This window comes from Spongiibacter sp. IMCC21906 (assembly GCF_001010805.1).
In the GTDB taxonomy this organism is placed as follows: Bacteria; Pseudomonadota; Gammaproteobacteria; order Pseudomonadales; family Spongiibacteraceae; genus Spongiibacter.
In genome coordinates, this window is the sequence record NZ_CP011477.1 from 1,895,688 (window position 1) to 1,918,388 (window position 22,701).

Here is a 22,701-nt window from a genome sequence, read left to right on the forward strand (position 1 = left end):
TGGCAACGCCGATTTAAAAAAACAATAATTAGCGTTAAGAAGTTCTACGTATATAGAGATCTTCCTGCTCTGTTTAGTATGAGTGTTAAAACCTGCAAACGCTGTGATGAATCTTCTGGATCAACGCTGAAGACTGAATTCGCTTATGGGATATTGTTTAGGTGGCGATGGAGTGGTAACGAATCCGATGCAGAAAAAACTTCAGAATTCATTCTCGCAATCTAGTGGCTTGGTCTCTAACGCTATGAAGAACTTGGATCGTTTGGTCAAGCAAGTTGCCGAGTTTGATACGCTAGTTTTAATTCGCGGTGAGTCTGGTGCTGGTAAAGAAGTGATTGCTCGCCGGGTTCACGAATACTCTCCACGAGCAGGCAAGCCATTTATTCCCGTTAACTGTGGTGCCATTCCCGCTGACTTATTAGAAAGTGAGCTTTTTGGCCATGAAAAAGGGGCCTTTACCGGTGCGGTAGCCACTCGGAAAGGCCGTTTTGAAATGGCTGAGGGCGGTACACTGTTTTTGGACGAAATTGGCGATATGAGCTTGCCTATGCAAGTAAAACTGCTGCGAGTGCTTCAAGAAAAGTGTTTTGAACGTGTCGGCAGCAATGTAACCCAGGCATGTAATGTGCGTATTCTGGCAGCCACTCATCGCAATTTAGAAGAAATGGTTACCGAAGGGAGTTTTCGGCAGGACCTGTTTTATCGTTTAGAAGTTTTTCCAATTGAAGTACCACCCTTACGAGAACACCCAGAAGATGTTGCAGTATTGATGGGCAAGTTCATGGCAAAGCTTGAGGCGAAGGGGATGAGAACCCCGCGTTTTTCAAGTTCTGCTATGCGATCACTGCAGCTTTATAGCTGGCCTGGTAATGTCAGGGAGTTGGAAAACCTGATGGAGCGTATGGCCATTACCCATGCCGAGCAAGTGGTGCGATCCAGTGATCTTCCCAAGCAGTACCGAGTTTTGGATGTTGTAGACCTGGATGATGAAGACGATACCGTTGATGGCGCAGATCAAGCGGCACTGCTCAATGCCCTAACCCGTGATCGTGGTGAGGAAGATGAGCTGACTACGCCCCAGGTACATGATGGTCAGCCTGTACTACCGGATTCGGGTCTTAATTTGAAAAATTATCTTCAAGACTTAGAGCAGTGGTTTATCAGTGAGGCTTTGCGCAAGGAAGATGGGGTGATAACCCGGGCAGCTCAACTGCTGGGTTTACAACGAACGACCTTAGCGGAAAAAATGAAAAAGCTTGGCATTAGCTGAGCTTCTTTATATTGCTCTTGTTTGGTCGTTTTCTATAACGGCTTCCTCTTTAATATGTAAACGTCTTAGAAGGTTTCGTCGGGGGTATAACCGGGGGGAAGCTTATCTTTCAATTTATAGGCAAAGGATAAAACTTCCGCTACCGCGATATACAAACCTTGGGGAATTTCCTCATCCAACTCCAGACGCATTAATAAGCTGAGTAATTCGGAGTTCTGGTAAATAGGCACATCATGCTCGGTGGCCAAGGCCAGTATTTGCTGGGCAATTTCTCCTTGCCCTTTGGCGCTTAACTGGGGAGCACTGACCCCGTCGTAGTGCAGTGATACGGCAAGCTCGCCGCAGGTAGTTGGTTTTTCCATCAGGCTGTAACCTTTACAAAACTTAGATTTTGCAAACCTTGCGGTGGTTCACTAGGCAGGCTTCCCAAATTAATTTCCAGCTCAGGCGCTTCCAGCCCTTGCGCCACCAGTCGATCTATTAGCTCATTGCGGTTACTGGAGAACAAGGCATGGGTGTTGGGGTTGGCGATATTAACGTTCAGCGTTAAGGCTTCTCCACGCATTTGCAGCTGAGCCCTTATTGCGCCTAGACCGGGCAAATCGACATTTAAAGTGAATTGCCAATGTCGCTCGCTATTTTTTTTGGCGGGGTCATGTGGGTGGTCTTTATCGGGTTTGGGATGTGGCTGCTCAAAGTTTTGCAAGCGAAGCTGCCAGAGATCGATGCCATCTTTGTCTCTGACGGGCAGCTCAATCAATAAGGGGCTGTGTTGTGACTCACGGTTTTGCAGGTGCAGCAATTGATGGGACTCAATTCTGGCCAGGGCACCATTGATGTCCTGCAATAAGCGGGCAGGGTTTGCTGTTATAGCGAGGCTGTTTACCGCCTGGGCTTGCCGAGGCAGCGATTGTAATGTGCCTGGTAAATCTGGGTTTCCAGTCGTCACTGGATACGCCTTTGCCAATGGTTGTTGTTCGCCAGAAGAGAACGTTGTTGTCAGCGTGTTACGTGTTGGAGCGGTATAGGTATTGTCGATGCGCAGCTGCAGGCTAGTTGATGGTAGGGGTTTGTTGAGCAGCTGCTGGCCAGGTTTAAGATCGTTATTCTCAGTGCGTTGAAACAGGACTTTATCCTGTGATGTAGAAGCGGGTGTTTTGCTGTGTTGCTCCAGCTGGCGGGCAAGTCGTAATAAGGCGGTTTTTAAATCGCCTTGGGCGACATTGCCTGCCAGTAATTGGCTTTCCAGAAACATCCCGCTATTTTTTAATGCCGCCAGTAATGTTTGGGGGTGGCTGACCTGCTCCCGATCTGGCAGTCGGGATAAAAATTCTTTGGCGGCATCGTTTACCGGGCTTGTAGAGTTACTTTGGGCTAAGGTCACTAAACTGGCCAGTGCTTGAGTTATAGGGCGCTGCTTTGGCATCGCGATACCCAGCTGCTGGGTAATGGCAGTTTGAGCGGGGGGCAGCACCTTCATGCGTATTCTATGCTGGGCATCCCGGCCATGAAATTGCAGCGTTAGTTGTTCACCATTGCGCAGGGCGGTTTGGCTTTCTGCCATTAAACGCAAATTACCGGAGGCGAGTTCATAAAGATGGTTGGCCCGTTGGCTTAGTACGGTTGCGATTAATACTTTATCCGTGGGGATGATAGGCGCAGGACCAGCTGGCCGATTAAAGGCAGCTGGTTGGGTCTGGCTTGTTGGGTTGATAATCACCATCAATATAACGCTCCGGTTCCTTAATCTTATATCGGCATTGGCGACTCAATCTTTAGCTATAGTGAGAATTGCGATATTGTGCTTGGATAGCGGGTGTGTAAAAAAGGGTCAGTTAAATCAAGGTTTTGGGGATTTTTTGACCGCTTAGAAATTTTTATGAGATTTTCATAGCTGTAGCGTTGACAGCATCCGGCACCTTCAATATAGTACGCCCCCTCGACGCGCTCGTAGCTCAGCTGGATAGAGTACCTGGCTACGAACCAGGCGGTCGGAGGTTCGAATCCTCCCGAGCGCGCCATTATTAAGCTGTTCATCAGCATAAAAAAACCCAGCCTTGGTGCTGGGTTTTTTATGCCTGAAATTCCCCTGTGACATTCGATAATAACCGTTTCAATGAAGGCTAAATTTTCCCTCTAGCTACCATCGCTGTGCCCCGTTAATGATGAAGAGCTCATGATGAAGCGCCGACCAACCTGGCTAATGCCACAGAATCATTAGCCAGGTTGGCACTGTGGCGGAAAGGATAAACAGCACGCCATGTAATAAAAACGATTGGCGCGGGGTAACGGACCAAAACAAGGCGACCAGAGAGGTAATTGCGCCGATATGAAAGACGGTTAGGTCGCGCTCTGTGTTATCCAGTGGTAGGCGCAAGCTGAGTTCAGCGGTGGCGATAATGGTCGCATAGACGGCCATGCTGGCAATACTGCCGCGCAATATCAGTTTATAGGACATGAACACTAATGCAGCGTTTGCGACGTGGACGCTACGCTGGCACTTCGGTAGATATGAAGTCGTGGGTAGAGCGCGGCAGTATTGGCTCGGGATAAATGCAGTCCTGCGTCCAGCATGGCCTGGCTGAGGTTGCGGAGTAAGGTGACCACTAATTGTTGATTGCTTTCCGACAGTCGCTCTGCAAGGGCGAGGTTCAGTCTTGTCTCGTTGTCATGTTGAGCGAGAGTGACGCAGGCAAGCAGCCAGTGCTCGTCCGGGCTCGCAACAGGACAGGCGTAATATTTCACCATGGGCGCGGGCCTGCTCGCTGTAAATATCACAGCAAGCAAGGTATTGAAATGTTGTTGGGCTGACGAACTCAAACCGACGGCGGCGAAGCCACTGCGCCAGTCGGGCGCTGACTCTGTTCGAGCGTCGTGGCAGTGTTCCTGGGCCCACAGCCGAATACAGATCACAAGAAAGTTGTCGGTTGACGGCAGTTCGCGCAGCGGTCTACCGGCTGTTTCGGCGTCAAAATTGGGATGTAAGCTCATTGGGTTCTCCAATCTTTTTTTGTTCAATCCCAAAATACGCTGCTTTTAAATTTGATGCAAATGATAATTACTATCATCTTTTGGGTGAGGTTAATAATCTTCTATTTACTGCGACAGGGAGCAGTTTTCCCTCCTTAAAATCGCCATGATGTGTGTAAGGATGAAGGGGCTGGTACTTAGCTTGTGGGCACTTTAAATTACTGGTTTGGCAATCTTGTGGAGACGAGTTGTGTGAGCAATCCCGCCATAAAGGATGATTGTGCTGGCGTCGGTCCTGTGAACGTAGCTTTATCTGAGTCGCTAATGGCATTGACTTAAGCCTGTCATTCCCTGTGGGGGAATGACAGAAGTCGGGGGGTTTACCTTTAAGTTGGTGCTTTTTTAGAAACTATAGCGCGCGCTGACCATTATCGACCGGCCCGGCTCCAGCAGGGTTTTTACCGTGGTGAATTCCTGCCCGTAACTGGCCCGGTCGGTGTAGCCTTCGTTGGTCAGGTTGTCGATGGACAGGCGCAGGTTTAAGGCCTCAGACACCGCGTAATTAAGGTAAGCATTAACGACAGTGTAGCTGTCCTGTTTGGCACCGTTGCTTTCCAGATCATCGTTTTCCAGAGCATGTTCGGCATCTGCCCCAAGCGTTACCGGAACCTTGTCAAAATGGTAGCTGCCGCTGACAGTGATGATTTCTCCTAGCGGAATGGTGAAGTAGTTGCCGTCGTAGGAGCTGGCGACTACGCCATCCATTTCTGATTCTATATTGGCGTATTTGATGGTGAATTCACTACGCTCACCAAGATAGCCCAGCACCAGATCGTAGCCATCAATTTTAAAATCCGATGTTAAATTGGCGCCCCCATCGTAGGAAGGTGTGCGACCGTTTTCGATGTCGGTTTTATACATTGTGGCTTCAGCGAAAACCTGTTCGAGCTGAGTGCGAAGGCCAACACTGTAATTATCGGCTTCCACTGCTTTGACGTCGTCGTAAGTCCAGGCGCCGTTGAGAATAAAGTTTTCTGCCAGCGCGACACCGCCCCACACATGGGCGTAGGCGGCTTTGGCGGTGAGGACGTCGTTGATGTAATAGTCGGCAGCAATATTGCCGCTGGTGCCGCTGTCATCGTGGCTGGAGCCGTCGGTGCCGGTGAATTCCTGACGGTCGTGGCGCAGGCCGTAGGATAAATCCAGTTTTTCGCCAATGGTTTGCCGAAACTGAATGAAGGCCCCAATGTTTTCGGCTTGTTCTTCCAAGTCGGGGTCGCCTTCATACTGGAATACGGCGCTGTCGTCATAATGGTCCAGCCCGGCCACAACTTCGCCGAAACCGGTGTAAAAAGTGTTCTTGAATGTCGCGGACTGACTGTCGGTGATGCCGGTATAAACGATCAGGGCGGTGGGGTCGGCCAGTGGCACCTCACGGGTTTCCAGCTCGGTTTCGCCCTTGGCAATCGTTACGCTAGGGTTCCACAGGCCTTGGGCAGTATCGCGGCTGTAATTAAAAGTTAGATTTTCGCGGCTTAAATCGTAAATCCGAGATTCTGGCACCGGGCGACCTGCACTCAGGCCGACGAAGTTGGCGCGGTAGGGACGCTGGGATTCGTCATTGACGTTTTCCATGGTCAGTTCAAAACGGTCGGATTGATCATTTTCATAGGCGACCTTCATCAATCGGCTGAGCAAGCCTGGCTCGGTAAAGCGTACGGTGTCGCCTTCGCCATCTTCGTAGTCATCGCCGTTACTGTGGTTCAGGTAGGCTAGGGCTTCAAAGCCGCCGTTGCGGCCATATACCGAGCCACCGGTAGTGAGTTGATCACCATTGGAGCCGTAACGGCCGTCAACAAAGCCGCCAAAATTATCTTCGGGGTCGAGCAGGTCCGCCACGTCAACGGTTTCGTACACCAGGCTGCCGCCAATGGCGCCGGGGCCATCGTCGGCAGGGGCAACCCCGGCGGAAGCACGTACGGCTTTCAGCAATGAAGGATCAATCAGGTTGGTGGCATTGTGGTGGAAGACCTTGTTGTTCTGGCGACCACCGTCAATGGTGACGGCCATAGCGGTTTCTTCAACACCCCGTACATACACCTTCTGGTTAACGGGAATGGAGCCGCCGACGGCCACAGCGGCATCTTTCTTGAACAGCTCCTTGATGTCTCGCGGTTGCACCGCATCGATATCGTCCCGTCCGTAATCCAGCGATGTTTGGGGCGAGTTTATCGCAGCTGCGCTGATTTTGACGGGGGGAAGGGTAGTGGGGCCAGCGCTATCTGGCACGGCGACGAGTTTGACCTGAGCTTTCCCAGTGAACTGGAAGTCTACGCCAGACCCTTGTAGCAGTTGTCGCAGTGCTTGCTCCGGGGTGAGTTGCCCGGAAATGGCTGGCGCCTGTTTCCCTCGTAAGAGGGCGGCGTCACCGCCAATTATCAAACCGGTTTGCTCTGCCAGGTCCAGCACCGCCTGATCCAAGTCCTGGGCGGGCATATTGATGGTAACCGCGCTGTCCGCCAGCGAAACTATTGGTGTTGCCAGGCCCAAACCCAGTGAAAGGATGGCTGCGTACAGTGGACTGCGTTGAACGGTCTTGCTCATGTGAAGTGCTCCTGAAGGTAGTTTTAGGGTCTGTCCACACTAATTGGCTTGCCACTGCTGGCGGTCATTTTTGCCTCCAGCTAGGCGGAGCGAATGAAGTTTGGTGGTTCCAAATAAATGAGCTCCAACAACGCTGGGGGCAAAAATGGCCCCAGCCCCGTTCTCTACAAAGAAAGGGGTTGTGGCTAAAAATGCGCCACTCTTCGTTGCTCGTCTCTCATTGGGAACCACCAAACCACGTTCCTCGCGCCTTGATTGACGCATTTTTAGTCACAACAGTGATAAGCCAAGTAGTGTGAACAGGCCCTAGTTGCTGCTTTACCGTTAATGACAAAGCAGGAGCGAAATCGGGCAGAGGTTTTGAAAAAATTTTTGTTGTCGCTTCGAATGATGGAATTATTCTTTCATCATGGCTTTGCCGAAGGCTTTAGATACGTTAACCAAGACGTCATGCTGTGAACATCCAGGCCCATGCTGCTGCTTAGCAGCTTGATGGCGGCCTCGGTGTCATCGCTGGGCAGTACGCCGGTGAAGCGCCGTTGATGTGCTGTGGTATCGCTGCTGAGTTTGATCATGCCTGAATGATAGGGTTGTAGACGGGCAATCACTTCCTTCAGCGGCGCGTTCTGAAAGATCAGTCTTTGTCGAGCCCAATCGGGGTTGCTGGCTAGCTTAAGGTCGCGTTTAACGATGCCGCTGTCATCTACTACGGCCTGTTGGCCAGCGTTTAGCAAAGTGCTGTGCTGGCTGCTTGTGGAGCTGACCCGGACTTGGGATTCATACACGGTTACGAGACTGGTGTTGTCGTGTTGGGCAACGCTGTAAATCGTACCCAGGGCTTTGGCGTTAACTTTGTTTGTAGCAAGGACAAAGGGGCGGCGCGGGTCTTTGCTGACATCCAATAAGACTTCGCCGCGAATCAAGTTGATGCGCCGTTGGTTGTGGCTGAAGTCTACGTCGATGGCGCTGTTGGTATTAAGAGTGGCAACACTGCCATCGGGCAGGGTGATGGCTTGGACTTTGCCAATCTCGGTGCGGTAGTCGGCCTGCCAGTATTGCCAGGGCAGTTGCAGGCTGAGTAGGGTGGCGACCAGAAATAAGCCTGTTATTGCCAGATGCTGGCTGAGTCGGTTGGTTTTTTTCGGCGCCTGGGCAGCGCTCCAAAGGTTTTGCATTTGTGAGAACACTAGATTATGGCGCTGATCTTGGTTCAGCCAGTGTTGAAACGCATCCTGCTGCTCAGAGCTGGTTTCCTCGTCCAGCTGTATTAGCCAGTTCGCCGCTTCTTCCCGCATGGCATCGGTGATACTGGGGTCGATGACCGTCATCAATCGGCCTCCGCAAACTCGTTGTACAAGCTCTTGTGGCAATGCATTAACGCTTTGGCGATGTACTGCTTGACGCTGCTTTCGGATACGTCCAAACGTTTTGCAATTTGTCGGTAGGCCATGCCGCCAACTCGCGCCATCAGGAAGGCCTGGCGGGGCTTTTTCGGCAGTTCCTCGGTCAACATCAGTAGCACCCGGTGGAGCAGATCTCTGGCGGCAATGATCTCTGCTGGGCCTTTGTCGTTACTGGTGTCCAGCAGATAAGCCACCTGCTGGAGAACATCGGCTTCTACTTTTTTACGGCGGTAGCGGTTGATCATCAGCCGGTTGGCTATCACCAGCAGATAAGCTCGGGGTTCTCTGAGGCTGGCGAGATCAACAGACAACAGACGCAGAAACGTGTCCTGACTCATATCCCCTGCGTCAAAAGGGCAGCTGAGCTTGGCCCGCAGCCAATTGAGCAACCAGGGTTGATGCTCGCGGTACAGCTTGTCCAGATCCCGGGTGGCCGGGATGGCATATCCGGGTGGCGTTATGTCGGGCGGGAGCTGTGACATCAGGATTGCATCTGCGCAGGTGAACGATATTTTAGATAATGATAGTCATTATCATTATCAGGTGCAAGCAGCCCAGTCTTGAAGTGTTAGAGGCCGGTTAAGCGGTTTGCGCGAAAATTTTTACCCCCCTTTTAGGCGTCATGTTCCTCATGCGTGAGGGGCTAATGATTTGGCAGATAAAATAAGCCGTTTCCGAGGGAGCCTGCTAGCGCAAAAATGCCGTTGCGTATTGTGATCAATATTTCGACAATGGCAGTTAGGTATTTTTGTGAGTGCTGGTCGCAGAGGTCTGAAGATCGAGCTGTCTTTCTGGGATGCATCGCAGTAGAGGGGCTTTATTATGTGCAAAGATAGCCGAGTAATTAATTGCTGGAGTAGCTGAACCAAGCCGGTGGACGATTGTTCTAACGCCGTGAGCATCTGTGATAATAGCGAATGAATAAAAGAAGGTGACTGGAATGCAAAAACAGGAATCAAGTTCTCTCAGTGCCGTTATTTTAGGCTTGGCGCTGGTGTTGGGTCTGGCATCACTGGGCTACTTGCTGGGCAAGGCTGCGGTAGATGTTAAAGAATATGAGCGCAGTGTTACGGTCAAGGGCTTGTCTGAGCGGGAGTTTGCGGCAGATGTAGTGATTTGGCCGATTCAGTTTACCGAGGCCAGTAATGATTTGGCGGGCTTGTACCGTAATATTGAAACAAGCACGGATAAAATCCGCGGCTTTTTATTGAAAAATGGCGTGACTGAAGATGAAGTGTCGGTGTCGACCCCCGCAATTACCGATAAGTCCGCCCAGCAATATGGTAATAATGGCCGGGCGGAATTCCGTTATACGGCCACGCAAAATGTAACGGTGTATTCCAATAACATTGATAATACCCGCAAGGTAATGAGTTCGCTGTCTGCTTTAGGGAAAGAGGGCATTGTATTTACCGGCGGTAATTATCAGGCACAAACCGAGTATTTATTTACCCGCTTGAATGACATTAAGCCCGCAATGATTGAGGAAGCGACCCGCAAAGCCAGGGAAGTGGCAACGAAATTTGCGGAAGATAGCAACAGCACCTTGGGTAAAATTCGTCGGGCTTCACAGGGCCAGTTTAGTATTCAAGATAGAGACCGAAATAACCCCCATATCAAGAAAGTGAGGGTGGTTTCGACGGTTGAATATTATCTTTCTGACTAAGCCATCCCGTTAAAAGCACTCAGGTTGCACCTGCCTTGGCAGAAACGTGCTAACCCTGTTTTGGGGTTGGGGGCGGCTATACCCGGTACGGCGGGGCGATACTATGAAAACCCTACAAAAACGGGCTAGGCCTTTATGCAGCCTTCAATGCCAAACTGCCTTATTGGTAGCCCCAGTTTGCGCAGTTCTTCCAGCAGGCGACCGCTATCATCTTTATTTAAAAAACGACCGAGTGCTATTTGTTCTCCGCAGTGGCTAAGACTGATGTGCAGGGGATCCCATGGGTGGGGAAGGACGGTGACTAAGACGCTGCAAGTCTGGCGGGGCCATTGCCAGCGTTGTTCCAGGTAGCGGTGGCCACTTTCAATAAGTAGCTTTTGGCTGTCGAGGCGAACAATTTGTTGAAGTTGGAGTTTGCTGAAGACTTTGCGAAGCACATGCCAGATCAGCAATAGCTCAAGTCCCATAAAGGGCAATACTAACCACGCCCCCATCGCGACAAAGCCGCTGGCAAAAAATACATTCACCATTAATACAGCGGCCAGAATACGTTGATTACTTTGCCAGCTCGCAGAGCAGTTGGGGCGCAGGGTAATTTGAGCCTGTTGCTGTTGGTATTCGACGTTCACCATAATGCGAATCCTCGATGCCTGAGACGCTTTTAGCCTGATCAAAGAGCCTCCCTGGATGAAGTTTAGCAGTGGCAATGAGAAAATGCCCAAATCGCGACACTTTTTGGAGAAAATGGTATCTAGTAATAAGCTTTTCGGTTTGAGGTTGGTTAGCCTTGCTGAATTTATAAATACACGATTTTGTAAAGGGGTATGGACGCTATGTTAAAAGGCGCGGTTGTCTTTGGAACAGTTTTGGGTTTTTCTGCAGTTTTGTTTGGCTGCGGTGGTAGCAGCAGTAGTGGTGGGAGTGGCAGCCCTTCGCCAACGCCGTCAGCAGGCTCAACAATTGCTGAGCAGCGTGTTGAGGCCAATTGCAGTGATACCCCCACCAGCACAGGCGCTTATGACATCAATAGTTACCATGCCTGTGGTGATGAAGAGGGTGGAATCAGCGGTTTATGGATGCTGGTAGCAGACTATCAGGTCAGTAGCTTGTTGCAGCCCTCTTTTGAAGGTCAGCTACGTATGGGGTTTAGGATTGATGAGGGGGAGTCGGGAGAGTTGACCATTACGTCTTGCCCGGGGTTAAGCTCTTCGCCTTCGCAAATTATTATTTCCAGTGCTGAGAATGATGCCGAGCAAATTGAGCTAACGGATCCTATGACCGGGGCGACAATTTTATTAGATGTTGTGGATGCCTTGCACCTTGAGGGCGAGCACCAGTCAGATGGTTTGATTGGTCAATATACGGTGGCGCGCAGTGCGGTTAGTGCCCGCAAACTAACCGAGGACACCAGTTTGCAGTTTGGTGCCACGGACCTTGAGGTTCAACTGGGTGATGAAAATGTTATGGCCAGTGGCGCAGCAGTACCGTGTTTTGTTCATGCCTTAGGTGAATCGGTCCAGCCAGGTAGTATTATTCCGCGTTCTGAAATTATCACGGTATTTAGTGATGTGGGTGATGAAAGCAGCCCGCAGTATGTCAGTGTGAATACACTGGTTGCCCAAGACACGGATGCCGACGGTGAGCCAATAGATGACTTTGAAGCCTATCAGGCGGTAGAAGTGTATTTGTCAGCCACTGAGTTTGTGAGCAGTGATGAAATGGACGGTACCGAGATTGAATATCTCAGCAACAATAATGTCAGCATCGAACAAGAAGTCGTGGTGGAAGATGAAGACGATGCTAATGACTTTGCCAGCAGTTCAAGCAGCCTAAGCTTTTGAGTTTTGGCTAGGGCTGGGGCCTAACCGGAAAGCAAAAATGACTTCCAGCAGTGACAATTGGATTAGTGTGAACAGGCTCTAAATAAAGTCGGCGCTGCTGCTGACGTTGAGCCACTCTTGGGTCTGGGGGTGGCGAAAACGTAGGCGGCTCGCATGCAGTAATAACCGTGGTGACAGCTGTTTAGCGTGGCTGTGGGCGTAAAACTCGCAGCCAAGTATGGGGTGGCCAAGGCTGGCCATATGGACCCTGAGTTGATGGGAGCGGCCGGTAATGGGTTTGAGCAGTAATTGCGTATGGCCGTCGGCGGTGAGACGCTGTTTTTCATACCAGGTTTGAGATGGTTTACCGTAATCAAAATTCACATGCTGACGAGGGCGGTTGGGCCAATCGCAGGCCAGTGGCAAATCCACAAGACCGTGGTCAGCCATAAGGTTCCCGTATACGGTAGCTTGATATTCCTTCTCGACCTGCCGTTGCTGAAAGAGTTTGCTGAGGCCGCGGTGATTGTCTTTACCTCTTGCCAGCACCATTAACCCTGAGGTGGCCATGTCTAAACGGTGAACGATTAATGCGTCGTTAAAGTCTTGTTGTACTCGGGTAATAAGGCAGTCTTGGTTTTCTGCCAAACGCCCTGGCACGGACAATAACCCCGGTGGCTTATTGACGACTAGCAGGTCGGTATCTTGGTGCAGAAGTTGATAGTCCTCGGTGCAGGCCGGAACAATAAAAGGGACGTCTGACATTGTTTGGGTGTTATCCCACTCCCTGTAGGCTGTCGGGAATCAAGCCGAAAAAAGCATCGCTGCCGTCTTCGTAGTACCAGCCAAGGTGGGTATCACACTCTTCGCAATGGGCGTATTGCCAGCAGTAGCCCTGAAACCAGCTGTGCTCATGAGTAGCTTGACCGATAATGGTGGCGCCGGGCGCCCACTGAAAGCAGCAGACGTCGTATACTTGTTTGCTGGGGTTCTGATAACGATGCTGATGACCGCCATTGACTCTGATTCGAAAGTTTTCTGCGGTTATTGCTCGCTGGCAACATCGGCAATGCAATAGCTCCTTGTCGTTAAACTCACTGGGTTCACTCAGCTCATCCAGCAGGTTAGCAATAGCGTGTTGACTCATAGGACGATTTCCAAATAACACTAGGGGCCTTCAACTGGCCTATGTAAAGGCTATATCAAAAAGGGTGGCAATGTCTTACGCAATACTAAAGACAGAACAAAAATTATCGAGGCACCTGGCCAGCAATATTCCAAATGCTACGCTCTCGGCCCAGTCGTTGCCGTTGGTGCCCGAGATTAAACTGCTGTTGATTAACCAAGACTATCCCCAGCAACTGCTGTCGTCAGAACAAATTCAACAGATTATGAATTATCCCGCGTACTGGAGTTTTTGCTGGGGCAGTGGCCAGGCGTTGGCTAGACATATTCTTGACCAGCCAGAGCTGGTGGCCGGTAAACGGGTACTGGATTTTGGTTGTGGTTCTGGGGTGGCCGCGATTGCGGCGGCGATGGCAGGCGCAAGTCAGGTAACGGCGTGTGATATTGATGGGGATGCGATTTTAGCGAGCCAGATCAATGCAGCCTTAAATGACGTTGAGTTGATTTATAGCCCCGACTTTTTTGCCGATCAGCAGGTTTATGAGCTGATTTTGGTGGCCGATGTGTTATATGACCGAGCCAATCTGCCCTTGTTGGATGCGATTTTGGCAAGAGCTAAGGGCGTGTTGCTCGCCGACTCCCGGGTGAAAGACTTTCAGGTGCAAGGGTATCGACATATTGGCCGCCAGCGCGCGACCACTGTGCCTGACCTGGCTGAGTGCGAGGCTTTTTCGCATATCAACCTGTACTGGGGTGAGTCACCCTAAAAAAGTTGAGGCGGTCGACAGTTTGCTATTGAGGCTTGGCAGGGGTTGGCAGCAAATCTAAAAAGTTTTGCCCAGCCAGTCCTTGAGCCACGTCTTTGGGGAGGGCGTCTAAAAATGTGGAAAAATCCTGCAGGTTTTTACCTAAGTTATCAAACTTACCCAACAAATCTGAGCCGATGAGAAATCGTGTTGGATACTGTTCTACCAGTGCCACCCAGTCTGCATTGGGTTTGCCTTGCTTGTTTAAGAGGTAGGGTGTAAGGACGGTCCAAGATAAATCGATAAAGACATTGTCATGCTCTGACAGCAATTTTTTGATACTGGGCAGCAGAAAATCCATCTTACCTTGGTAGCGGTGCAGGGTTTTACTGGTGCCTGCGTGGGCCCAGATGAAACGCACCTCGGGATGACTCTTAAGTGCCTCCTCTAGCTCACCTAAGTAGAGAGGGTTTTTCTCCCGTTTTGAGGTGATGTTGGAGTGCAGTAATACCGGCAGATTATATTTGGCCGCCAACTTGTATATCTTCTGCATGGCTTCGCTGTTGGCTCTGGGCGGCTCGTCCTGGGTGAGGGTGGTGAGGTCGTCATGCCGGGTTAATACCTCTCCAATGCCTTGCCAAACGCCGGGGTAGGTCTCTATGAGTTTTTCTAACTGGGCGCTGGCATTTTTGTCGGTGGGATTAAAGCCCGCAATAAAGGGGTGAAGACGCTTTTGACTGTCTTTGGGAAGTGCTTGGTAGGCCTGCATAACATAATTGTCAGTGGCGCTATACCAATACAGTGCGCCATTATCACCGCTGTAGTAGCGCGGTTTTTTGGGCTCGTTTTCATGCCATTTTTTCATCAGCGGGATGCCCGCAATCATGGCGTGTTCGACCTTGTCTTTATCCATTTGGCTAATCAGCGATTTGAGCGATTCACCTTCTTGAAAAAAATCCACAATATGCAAATGACTGTCGCTATAACGGTAGTCTGCCAAGCTGATGTTGGCTTGAAAAAGCATGACGGCAGTCATAAAAATCAGTCGGGTTTTTGACCCCATTTGTTTCTCCAGCTGTGTTATTTGCCGCTGATGAGACTGCGAGAAATGACCCCGGTTCCCATGGGTGTTTGATGCAACAGCAATGGGCGTGTTAGTGCGCTATCAATTTTTTGTTCTCAAATAGCATTATTTCGGTATATGTAGGGCTTCTAGAAAGGCGTTGGCAAGGGGGTTCAGGTGTTTGCCTCTGGGGTGGGCACTACACCAAGAGCGGCGAATGGGAAAACTGTTGACGGGTAGTTGAACCAATTCGCCGCTGGTCAGGTATTTGTTGGCGGTTTCTTTGGGAATAACCGCGTAATCGCTGAGTTGCGTGTTTCTTTGTGAAAGCAGTGCCATCAGGATGCTTTGGTGGCTGCCGAGTTGACGGCTATTGCGGAGGGTCAGGCTGTGTTCCCGGCAAAAGTTTTCAAAAATTTGGCGACTTCCCGATCCTGCTTCTCGTTGCAGCAAGCGATAATTTGTTAAATCGAGCAGGCTCAGCTGCGAACTTGCCGCTAAAGGGTGTTCAGGTTTAGCGACGGCAATCAATTGGTGCTCGGCAAAGGGCGTGTAGTTAAGACTGCGGTCGCCCGGGACTTGGGTCATGATGGCCAGGTCGTCTAGATTGTCTTGCAGCCTTGCTAATAAGCGTTGATGGTTTTCGACGTGGAGAACAATCTCGGCATCACTGTGTTGATCGCAGAAAGGCAGAATGTATTGGGGTAATAGATATTCGGCGCTGCTTTCAATGGCGATGTTCAATGTGCCCGAGAGGCGGCCGTGCATTTCGGTGAGCTCAATTTCTAAATGGACCAATCTTTGCTTTAAATCCCTTGCGGCCCGTTCCATCAGCTCGCCTGCGGCGGTGAGGTAGAGCTGTTTACCAATGTAGTCAAACAGAGGCTGTTTTGTTAATTCTTCCAGGCTTTTGATTTGGCTGCTTACTGCCGGTTGGGTGAGGGCCAGTTGGTTGGCAGCCTTTGAGTAGCTGCGGTGCTGGCAAACCGACAAAAAAATATCGATTTGTCTTAGTGTCAGGCGATTTAGAAAGCTGAGTTTCATAGGGGGCCAGAGTGTTTGGAGCCAGAGGGTTATTTGAGTATAAGTAATTACTTATGCGTGTTAAAACAATTATTAATTTTTTATATTGTGCTCTTTTGGTTAGGGTTCTAAACATTAGCAACAGGGAGATGATCACGGTGAAGTCAATGCGCTTAGAGGGAGCCCTAAGATGTTGAAGAAAATTCTCATCGCCAATCGCGGCGAGATTGCAGTGCGTATTGTGCGTGCTTGCGCAGAAATGGGGATTCGCTCGGCGGCCATATACACCGAACCGGACCGGTTTTCGCTGCATGTAAAGCGCGCAGACGAGGCTTATAACGTCGGTGAAGATCCCCTTGAAGGTTATCTGAACCCTCGAAAACTGGTGGCGTTGGCTGTCGAAACCGGTTGCGATGGCTTGCACCCCGGTTATGGTTTTCTATCCGAGAACGACGAGTTGGCTGAGATTTGCGCTCAGCGTGGCGTTCGGTTTATTGGCCCCAGCGCTGAAGTCATTCGCCGAATGGGTGACAAGACCGAAGCCCGGCGGGCGATGACAGCGGCTGGAGTGCCGGTGACCCCCGGCACCGAAGACAATCTTGCCGATGTTGATGAGGCTGTTGCCGTGGCCGCGGATATTGGCTACCCCGTGATGCTGAAAGCCACTTCTGGCGGTGGCGGCCGGGGTATCCGGCGCTGCGATAGCGAAGAGGATTTGCGTCGTCAGTTTAGCCGCGTGGTGTCAGAGGCAACCAAAGCCTTTGGCCGTGCCGATGTGTTTTTAGAAAAATGCATTGTGAATCCCCGTCATATCGAATCGCAGATTTTGGCCGATAGCCAGGGCAATGTGATTCATTTATTTGAGCGGGACTGCTCCATTCAGCGCCGCAATCAAAAGCTGATTGAAATCGCACCGTCTCCCCAGCTTACCCCCGAGCAGCGCGCTTATATTGGTGATCTGTCAGTTCGCGCCGCCGAAGCGGTGGGCTATGAAAATGCCGGCACGGTGGAATTTTTGCTGGCAGATAATCAAATTTACTTTATGGAAATGAATACCCGGGTACAGGTGGAGCACACCATCACCGAGCAGATTACGGGGGTGGATATCGTTCGGGAGCAAATACGCATTGCTTCGGGTTTGCCTTTGGCGTATCGACAAGAGGACATTTCTTATCGGGGATATGCCATGCAATTTAGGGTGAATGCAGAAGACCCTAAAAATGATTTTCTGCCAAGCTTCGGCAAAATCAGCCGCTACTATGCGCCGGGTGGGCCGGGGGTGCGCACCGATACCGCGATTTACACCGGCTATAACATTCCGCCGTATTTTGACTCAATGTGTCTCAAACTCATTGTGTGGGGCCTGACTTGGGAGGAAGTGCTTAATCGAGGCGAGCGAGCCTTGAACGACATGCGCTTGCAGGGGGTAAAAACCACCGCCTCTTATTACCAGCAAATTCTCAAGCACCCTGATTTTCGGGCCGCGAATTTTGATACCAGTTTTGTTGAAAGTCACCCGGAATTGATTCAGTACTCTGATAAAAGTCGTCCAGAAGAAGTGGCCCTGGCGGTAGCTGCCGCCATTGCTGCTTACGCTGGCCTGTAACGCGAAAGGAATTGATGATGAGTAAAGCCAAAGCTGTAAAAATTACCGATGTTGCTCTTCGAGATGGTCATCAGTCGCTGATTGCCACCCGGCTGCGTACAGAGGATATGTTGCCCGTTTGCCCAGAAATGGACGAGGTGGGATTTTGGTCGATGGAAGTGTGGGGCGGGGCGACCTTTGACGCCTGCGTACGGTTTTTGAAAGAAGATCCCTGGGAGCGATTGCGTCAGCTTCGGGCGGCATTGCCTAACACGCAATTGCAAATGCTGTTGCGGGGCCAAAACCTGCTGGGTTATCGCCATTATTCCGATGACGTGGTGAAGGCCTTTGTCAAAAAATCTGCCGAAAATGGCATGGATATTTTCCGGATTTTTGATGCGATGAACGATGTCAGAAATTTGGAAACGGCCATCGTTGCGGTTAAAGACGCTGGTAAACATGCCCAAGGCACATTGTGTTACACCACCAGTCCGGTCCATAACACAAAGGTGTTTATGAAGCAGGCCGAGGCAATGGTGGCGATGGGCGTGGACTCCATTGCAATAAAGGATATGGCAGGATTGCTGACGCCTTCGGCCACAGCAGAGTTGGTGGCCGCGTTGAAAGACAAGTTTGAGGTCCCGATTGCGCTCCACAGTCATATGACGTCTGGTTTGGCGGGTTTGTGTCAGCAGCGGGCTATCGATGAAGGGGTAGATATTATTGATACCGCTATCTCAGCCTTTGCCAATGGCACCAGTCATCCGGCGACTGAAACCATGGTGGCAGGTTTAAAAGGCACAGCGCGAGATACCGGTTTGGATTTGGAAAAACTACAGAGTATTGGCAAAAAGCTCTGGGCTGTGCGCAAAAAATATCACCAGTTTGAAAGTGAATTTACTAAAGAAGATGTCGGTGTACAGATTAGTCAGGTACCGGGCGGCATGATGTCCAATTTGGCGAATCAGTTAAAAGAGCAGGGGGCGCTTAATCGGATTGACGAGGTTTTTGCGGAAATTCCCGCCGTGCGTAAAGATTTAGGCTACCCGCCATTAGTGACACCCAGCTCGCAAATAGTCGGCACTCAAGCAGTGATGAATATTCTGGCCGATAAACGCTATACCACCATTACCAATGAAGTGAAGCGTTATCTGCAAGGTCATTACGGGGCGGCGCCCGCTGAGGTAAATGCCGAGCTGCGTGCGCGCGCTATTGGCAGTGAGGATGTGATTGATGTGCGCCCCGCAGACTTGATCCTCCCGGAGTTAGAAAAGCTGCGGGGTGAAATTGCCGAGCTGGCTGACAGCGAAGAAGATGTTTTGACCTATGCCATGTTCCCGGATTTGGCGAAGGATTTTCTTCAGCAGCGCCGAGATGGCAGCTTGCAGCCCGAAATCTTAGAGGCAGCAGATGGCGGCCAGCGTCCGGTGAGTGAGGGCGGGGTCCCCACCGAGTTTGTTATTGATGTGCATGGTGAGAGCTATCAAGTGGCGATCACTGGCGTGGGAATTAAAGGGGCAGGAAAGCGTCATGTTTATTTGACGCTGGATGGTATGCCCGAAGAAGTGGTGTTCGAAGCCCTCAATGAATATCAAGCTGAAGGCGGAAGCGGTCGCAAACAAGCCAGCAAACCCGGTCATGTAACAACAAATATGCCGGGTAATATCGTCGAGGTCTTAGTGGCGCAAGGAGATAGCGTGTCAGAAGGACAGGCGGTCTTGGTCACCGAAGCCATGAAGATGGAGGCTGAGGTTCAGGCTCCTATTTCTGGGACCGTGATCGGTATCCATGTCAGCAAGGGTGATCGAGTAACACCGGGTGAGGTGTTGATAGAAATCGAGGCTTCTTAGCCGCCATGGTTGGCGGGGAATAAAAACTTAGCGACAGTGCTTGCAATTAGTAATGATAATAATTATCATTACTAGCAAGTCTTCGGTGCTGAGTCATGTCTCCCCCCTCATCACACACCTCGGCACTGAAGGTTTGTCTCTCCGTATTGGCCCCGGCTTTTTAGCCGGGGCTTTTTTATGAGTCAGGTTTTTATGGGTCGGGTGTTGGCGGCGTTGTTTGCTGCAATGACAGACATTGTGCCTGGCGACCAGACGCTTCTATAATCCATGGCCTTAAAACGATAGTTTCAATCCGTTTTCATTGAGCTGTGGTCGAATACAGAGGGGTAATTTCTTGAGTGCAATCACTGAGGCCGTGATGTTTTTTCAAGACGGTGAAATCGTCAAAGAGATGTATTTCACAGAGTTTGAAGCGGTATTGGATGAGGTGGTTGGCATTCCTGATTTTGCAGACAGTGAAATTCAATCCGTTTTTTTACCCATCACTTCTCAGCTTAAAGTGACCGCTGCCGTTTTTTTTCTGATTCGTTTTGATGCCCAAGGTCGGGTAACAGGGCATTGGAATATCCCACTTCGACATTTGATGGATTATGCGACCCTTGGCCCGGATTTGGGCGCCGGGCCAATTAAGGTTGCCTGTTATAGCGCCTGTCCTGAAGAGTGGTATCAAAAACAGCTTTGGGATCCTGATATGGAGGAGGATAAAACTTTTCGACAGATCAGTGCTGCAGCCGAGCGGAACCGCTTGGGTATTTTGACGGAGCCAAGCCCCGAACAGGCAGCCTCTCACGGTACAGTGTTTCAGCCGTTCGCTAAGGTTTCATCGAATCGAGATCAAAGCTCGACTGAAAATACACCACAACCGGTATTTCATCGACGTTATCGACAAAAGCGTCGGGCTTTGTTGGCCCAGCAGCGTTTGGCCCTGGCCACCCAAACTCGGGAATGGCGGCAGCGGGTAGAAGCTTTAGAAAATGAACATGTTGAAAAGTTGGCTGACCGAGATGCTCTTGTTGAGCAACTGCAAGCTAACTGGGACAGTGAGCAAAAACAACGGAAACAAGCGGAATCTCAGTTGCAACAACTGCGCAGGCAGTTGGCTGATAAAGCCACAGAGCTGGAACAGTCGCTGGCTGACAGCGGTCAAGAATATCGGTCTCAATTGGAGGCTCTTCGCCAGCAATATCAAGGTGATTCTGAGCAGCGCGTGACCGACATCACCGCTCATTATGAAGAGCTGGTGAAAAAACGTGAGCAGGAACTTTACGCCCGGTCGACCGAAATCGTAGAACTTCGTGCCCAGCTAAGTACGTTGCGGGAGCAAAATAGTGGTCTGATGTTGAGCAGTGATGACCATGTTCTTGATGAAATGGTGAAGAAGGGCATTGTTTTTGTGGCCTATCATCCCGGAATTGAACATTTGTTGATTGCCAAGGAGGAAATGCCCCAGTACCTCGGTGATCCTACCGCCTTTGCAGCCGCGCGTTGTGAGGTATCTGAAGCTCATTACAAAACATGGCTGGCACATTATCGTCTGCCTATTTGTCGGGCACTGGAAGAGGGTCACTACTGCGGTCAACCTATTGATAAAGTTATTCGACCACGCCTGTTTCGTAGCGGAGAAAGCGACCGCTGTCAGCGCCATATTCACGTCCCGGATGAATAAGACTACCGCCGTTTCACACGCTTTACTTGAAACGATTCAAATTGAGGGGCGCAGTGTGGATGTGTTGCGCCTGGATCGTCATCACGGCCAAGCTCCCGGCAATAAATGGTTTAAGTTAAATCATAATCTTGGTGACGCGCGTCAGCTGTCTGCCCGCACGCTGGCCAGCTTTGGCGGTGCTTGGTCAAATCACTTGCACGCCCTGGCAATAATCGCTGCAGAGACAGGTTTTGCCAGTGTGGGCTGGGTTAGAGCTGATGGGCTAGAAACTGCCATGCTGCAAGATGCACAGCAGGCGGGTATGCAGTTGGTGTTTCTCAGTCGTAGTGAATACCGGCGGCGTCATGACCCTGGTTTTGTCGCGGAGCTGCTTGGCGATATTGATGCGCCGTTTTATATTCCTGAAGGTGGCGGTAATCTTGCTGGTGTGCAGGGTTGCGGTGATATTTTAAAACTGCTGCCAAACGCGGGTGCCGATTACGACGAGATTATGCTGGCCTGCGGCACGGGTACCACCTTGGCTGGGCTGGTCGCCGCTTATCAGGGGCGGGGCTGTATTACCGGGGTGCCCGTATTAAAGGCCGAGAAATTTATGGCGGCGGAAGTTAATAAACTACTGGCTCAGCTGCCGGTCTCTTCTTGCCAGTGGCGCTTAGATCATCGTTTTCACTGCGGCGGCTATGCAAAGCTGCCTGATTATTTACGGTGCTTTATCCAACAATTTGAGTCTAAGCAGAGCATTCCATTGGAGCCGGTGTATACCGCAAAAGTGTTTTATGCCGCGCAACAGCGAATCCGGGCGGGGGAGTTTGCGCCTGAGGAGAAACTGTTATTGATTCATACCGGTGGATTGCAAGGCAGGCGTGGTTTTCCCGATTTGTACCCCGACTTGTACTCCGATTTATACAATGGTGGCTAAGTTAGCTTGGGCCATTCGTTTGGGGTGAGGAAAATACATTCCTGGCGCGGGTTAATTAGCATAAGCGGGCGATTTTCCGCGAGTTGAAAGACCTTTGCGGTCAGGGCTTCAGCACAACTGTAGTGGCTGTCCAGCCAGTTTGGTTTAGCTAAGTATCGCCAATCCGCTTTATCCGGGCGTGCCAGAAATTGCGATATGCTTAGCCAGTGTCCTCGAGGGTAGTTGCTGACAAAGGCACTGTTATCTGGTGCTTCTATACCAAGTGATGTAAAAACCCGGCCACTGATCTGCACTTGTCGCCGAGTTACTGGAATCCCTTGCTCTTGCAAGCACTGTTGCCCGGCTGGGCTTAATGATAGGGCGAGTTGATGGCTGCGAAGCCGGTTGAGCTTGCGGTCTAGTCGATCTGCTTGGTTTGGTCCTAGCCAGCCGCTATACGCGTTGTCGCCGTGAAGTTCTCCGACAAAGAGATAAAACTTTACCGCCAATTCCAGATGAATGATTTCGTCCAGCTGTTTGCAGCGATAAATCACGTCGTATTCGCCCAAGGTGCGGCCTTTGTCTCGCACGGGTAAATTGTGGGCGAGCAGCTCGGTTTGGGGGTCGTTAATTAAAAAGAAGTGCCACAGGCTTTCAAATACCAAACCTAATCGTGGGCTGGAGCAGTGCGCGGCAAGGTATTCGCGCAGTGGTGTGTCGTCGTGATTAAGGCGCTGTAACCACTGGAGTCTTTCCTCGGTGAGCGGTAGCTGAGGCCGCGAAATGCTCTCGACATTGTTTTCAGTGCTGCTCAGGCCTGGCAAAAGTGTAGAGCCAAAACAGCTCCAAGCCAGTGATCTGACAAGACTGGAATTAAATTGCGATGGTGTGGTGATAGGGATGGGGAAATCCTTTTGGGTGAGCGATAGCTTGGCCTGTTTGGCTTGCGGATGCCGTTCTTTGCCTACACACTGCCGGGGGCGTTCTTTTGTTATCAACAGGGTATAATAGC

General features: G+C 50.7%; 21 protein-coding genes and 1 tRNA gene. 9 read left to right on the forward strand and 13 right to left on the reverse strand.

The genetic code is table 11. From position 1 onward, the window contains the following. The first annotated feature begins 145 nt into the window (after positions 1–145). The gene (locus IMCC21906_RS08715) at positions 146–1,270 is read left to right on the forward strand and encodes a sigma-54-dependent Fis family transcriptional regulator (RefSeq protein ID WP_231580241.1); all 1,125 of its coding nucleotides are present in this window, start codon (positions 146–148) and stop codon (positions 1,268–1,270) included. A 65-nt stretch (positions 1,271–1,335) separates the two neighbouring features. Here IMCC21906_RS08715 and IMCC21906_RS08720 read toward each other — a convergent pair whose 3' ends face one another. Further along, positions 1,336–1,632, reverse strand: coding sequence for an EscU/YscU/HrcU family type III secretion system export apparatus switch protein (locus tag IMCC21906_RS08720; protein WP_047011844.1), 297 nt, complete (start codon positions 1,630–1,632; stop codon positions 1,336–1,338). Continuing rightward, positions 1,632–2,993, reverse strand: a complete 1,362-nt coding sequence (locus IMCC21906_RS08725; protein ID WP_047011845.1) for a flagellar hook-length control protein FliK — start codon at positions 2,991–2,993, stop codon at positions 1,632–1,634. Before IMCC21906_RS08725 ends, IMCC21906_RS08720 begins: the two co-directional genes overlap by 1 nt. A 221-nt stretch (positions 2,994–3,214) precedes the next feature. On the opposite strand from IMCC21906_RS08725, the gene IMCC21906_RS08730 reads away from it, so the two are divergent. Then, positions 3,215–3,291, forward strand: a tRNA-Arg gene (locus IMCC21906_RS08730). Positions 3,292–3,470: 179 nt separating this feature from the next. On the opposite strand, the gene IMCC21906_RS08735 is transcribed toward IMCC21906_RS08730, so the two are convergent. The 5 genes from IMCC21906_RS08735 to IMCC21906_RS08755 form a co-directional block, all read right to left on the reverse strand. After that, positions 3,471–3,728, reverse strand: a complete 258-nt coding sequence (locus IMCC21906_RS08735; protein ID WP_047011846.1) for a hypothetical protein — start codon at positions 3,726–3,728, stop codon at positions 3,471–3,473. A 5-nt stretch (positions 3,729–3,733) separates the two neighbouring features. Beyond that, a complete protein-coding gene (locus IMCC21906_RS08740; protein WP_047011847.1) occupies positions 3,734–4,261 on the reverse strand; it encodes a hypothetical protein in 528 nt (175 codons plus the stop codon). Between the two features lie 381 nt (positions 4,262–4,642). Further along, complete coding sequence (locus IMCC21906_RS08745; protein WP_047011848.1) at positions 4,643–6,844, reverse strand: TonB-dependent receptor; 2,202 nt, start codon at positions 6,842–6,844, stop codon at positions 4,643–4,645. A gap of 407 nt (positions 6,845–7,251) precedes the next feature. After that, complete coding sequence (locus tag IMCC21906_RS08750) at positions 7,252–8,172, reverse strand: FecR family protein (protein WP_047011849.1); 921 nt, start codon at positions 8,170–8,172, stop codon at positions 7,252–7,254. Continuing rightward, the gene (locus IMCC21906_RS08755) at positions 8,172–8,729 is read right to left on the reverse strand and encodes a sigma-70 family RNA polymerase sigma factor (protein WP_047011850.1); all 558 of its coding nucleotides are present in this window, start codon (positions 8,727–8,729) and stop codon (positions 8,172–8,174) included. The genes IMCC21906_RS08750 and IMCC21906_RS08755 overlap by 1 nt, the downstream gene beginning before the upstream one ends. Before the next feature lie 458 nt (positions 8,730–9,187). Here IMCC21906_RS08755 and IMCC21906_RS08760 point away from each other — a divergent pair, with 458 nt between their 5' ends. Continuing rightward, positions 9,188–9,913, forward strand: coding sequence for an SIMPL domain-containing protein (locus tag IMCC21906_RS08760; RefSeq protein WP_047011851.1), 726 nt, complete (start codon positions 9,188–9,190; stop codon positions 9,911–9,913). A gap of 125 nt (positions 9,914–10,038) precedes the next feature. On the opposite strand, the gene IMCC21906_RS08765 is transcribed toward IMCC21906_RS08760, so the two are convergent. After that, positions 10,039–10,587, reverse strand: coding sequence for a DUF2244 domain-containing protein (locus IMCC21906_RS08765; RefSeq protein WP_156166020.1), 549 nt, complete (start codon positions 10,585–10,587; stop codon positions 10,039–10,041). A 159-nt stretch (positions 10,588–10,746) separates the two neighbouring features. On the opposite strand from IMCC21906_RS08765, the gene IMCC21906_RS08770 reads away from it, so the two are divergent. Further along, positions 10,747–11,754, forward strand: coding sequence for a hypothetical protein (locus IMCC21906_RS08770; protein WP_047011853.1), 1,008 nt, complete (start codon positions 10,747–10,749; stop codon positions 11,752–11,754). A 78-nt stretch (positions 11,755–11,832) separates the two neighbouring features. Here the strand turns inward: IMCC21906_RS08770 and IMCC21906_RS08775 are convergent, their stop codons facing one another. After that, a complete protein-coding gene (locus tag IMCC21906_RS08775) occupies positions 11,833–12,498 on the reverse strand; it encodes a pseudouridine synthase (RefSeq protein WP_047011854.1) in 666 nt (221 codons plus the stop codon). A 10-nt stretch (positions 12,499–12,508) separates the two neighbouring features. After that, on the reverse strand, positions 12,509–12,880 hold the full coding sequence (locus IMCC21906_RS08780) for a cereblon family protein (protein ID WP_047011855.1): 372 nt from the start codon (positions 12,878–12,880) through the stop codon (positions 12,509–12,511). Between the two features lie 70 nt (positions 12,881–12,950). Between IMCC21906_RS08780 and IMCC21906_RS08785 the strand changes: the two genes are divergently transcribed. Then, on the forward strand, positions 12,951–13,625 hold the full coding sequence (locus IMCC21906_RS08785; RefSeq protein WP_052763459.1) for a methyltransferase: 675 nt from the start codon (positions 12,951–12,953) through the stop codon (positions 13,623–13,625). Positions 13,626–13,650: 25 nt separating this feature from the next. Here IMCC21906_RS08785 and IMCC21906_RS08790 read toward each other — a convergent pair whose 3' ends face one another. Both IMCC21906_RS08790 and IMCC21906_RS08795 read right to left on the reverse strand, forming a co-directional pair. Next, entirely contained in the window at positions 13,651–14,667 is a 1,017-nt protein-coding gene (locus IMCC21906_RS08790; RefSeq protein ID WP_156166021.1) for an amidohydrolase family protein, read from the reverse strand. Between the two features lie 126 nt (positions 14,668–14,793). Continuing rightward, a complete protein-coding gene (locus IMCC21906_RS08795; RefSeq protein ID WP_047011856.1) occupies positions 14,794–15,711 on the reverse strand; it encodes a LysR family transcriptional regulator in 918 nt (305 codons plus the stop codon). A gap of 169 nt (positions 15,712–15,880) precedes the next feature. Between IMCC21906_RS08795 and IMCC21906_RS08800 the strand changes: the two genes are divergently transcribed. The 4 genes from IMCC21906_RS08800 (at position 15,881) to IMCC21906_RS08815 (ending at position 21,710) form a co-directional block, all read left to right on the forward strand. Then, positions 15,881–17,296 carry an acetyl-CoA carboxylase biotin carboxylase subunit gene (locus IMCC21906_RS08800; protein ID WP_047011857.1) on the forward strand — a complete coding sequence of 472 codons (1,416 nt, stop codon included), beginning with the start codon at positions 15,881–15,883 and terminating at the stop codon, positions 17,294–17,296. Between the two features lie 17 nt (positions 17,297–17,313). Then, positions 17,314–19,125: a sodium-extruding oxaloacetate decarboxylase subunit alpha gene (gene oadA, locus IMCC21906_RS08805; protein ID WP_047011858.1), complete on the forward strand. Its 1,812-nt coding sequence runs from the start codon at positions 17,314–17,316 to the stop codon at positions 19,123–19,125. 334 nt (positions 19,126–19,459) lie between these two features. Continuing rightward, positions 19,460–20,791 (forward strand): hypothetical protein, encoded by a 1,332-nt coding sequence (locus IMCC21906_RS08810; RefSeq protein WP_047011859.1) that lies wholly within the window; start codon positions 19,460–19,462, stop codon positions 20,789–20,791. Next, positions 20,784–21,710, forward strand: coding sequence for a 1-aminocyclopropane-1-carboxylate deaminase/D-cysteine desulfhydrase (locus IMCC21906_RS08815; protein ID WP_047011860.1), 927 nt, complete (start codon positions 20,784–20,786; stop codon positions 21,708–21,710). Before IMCC21906_RS08810 ends, IMCC21906_RS08815 begins: the two co-directional genes overlap by 8 nt. Here IMCC21906_RS08815 and IMCC21906_RS16335 read toward each other — a convergent pair. Further along, positions 21,707–22,687, reverse strand: a complete 981-nt coding sequence (locus IMCC21906_RS16335; protein WP_052763460.1) for a DUF1853 family protein — start codon at positions 22,685–22,687, stop codon at positions 21,707–21,709. The genes IMCC21906_RS08815 and IMCC21906_RS16335 overlap by 4 nt on opposite strands. Between the last annotated feature and the right edge of the window lie 14 nt (positions 22,688–22,701).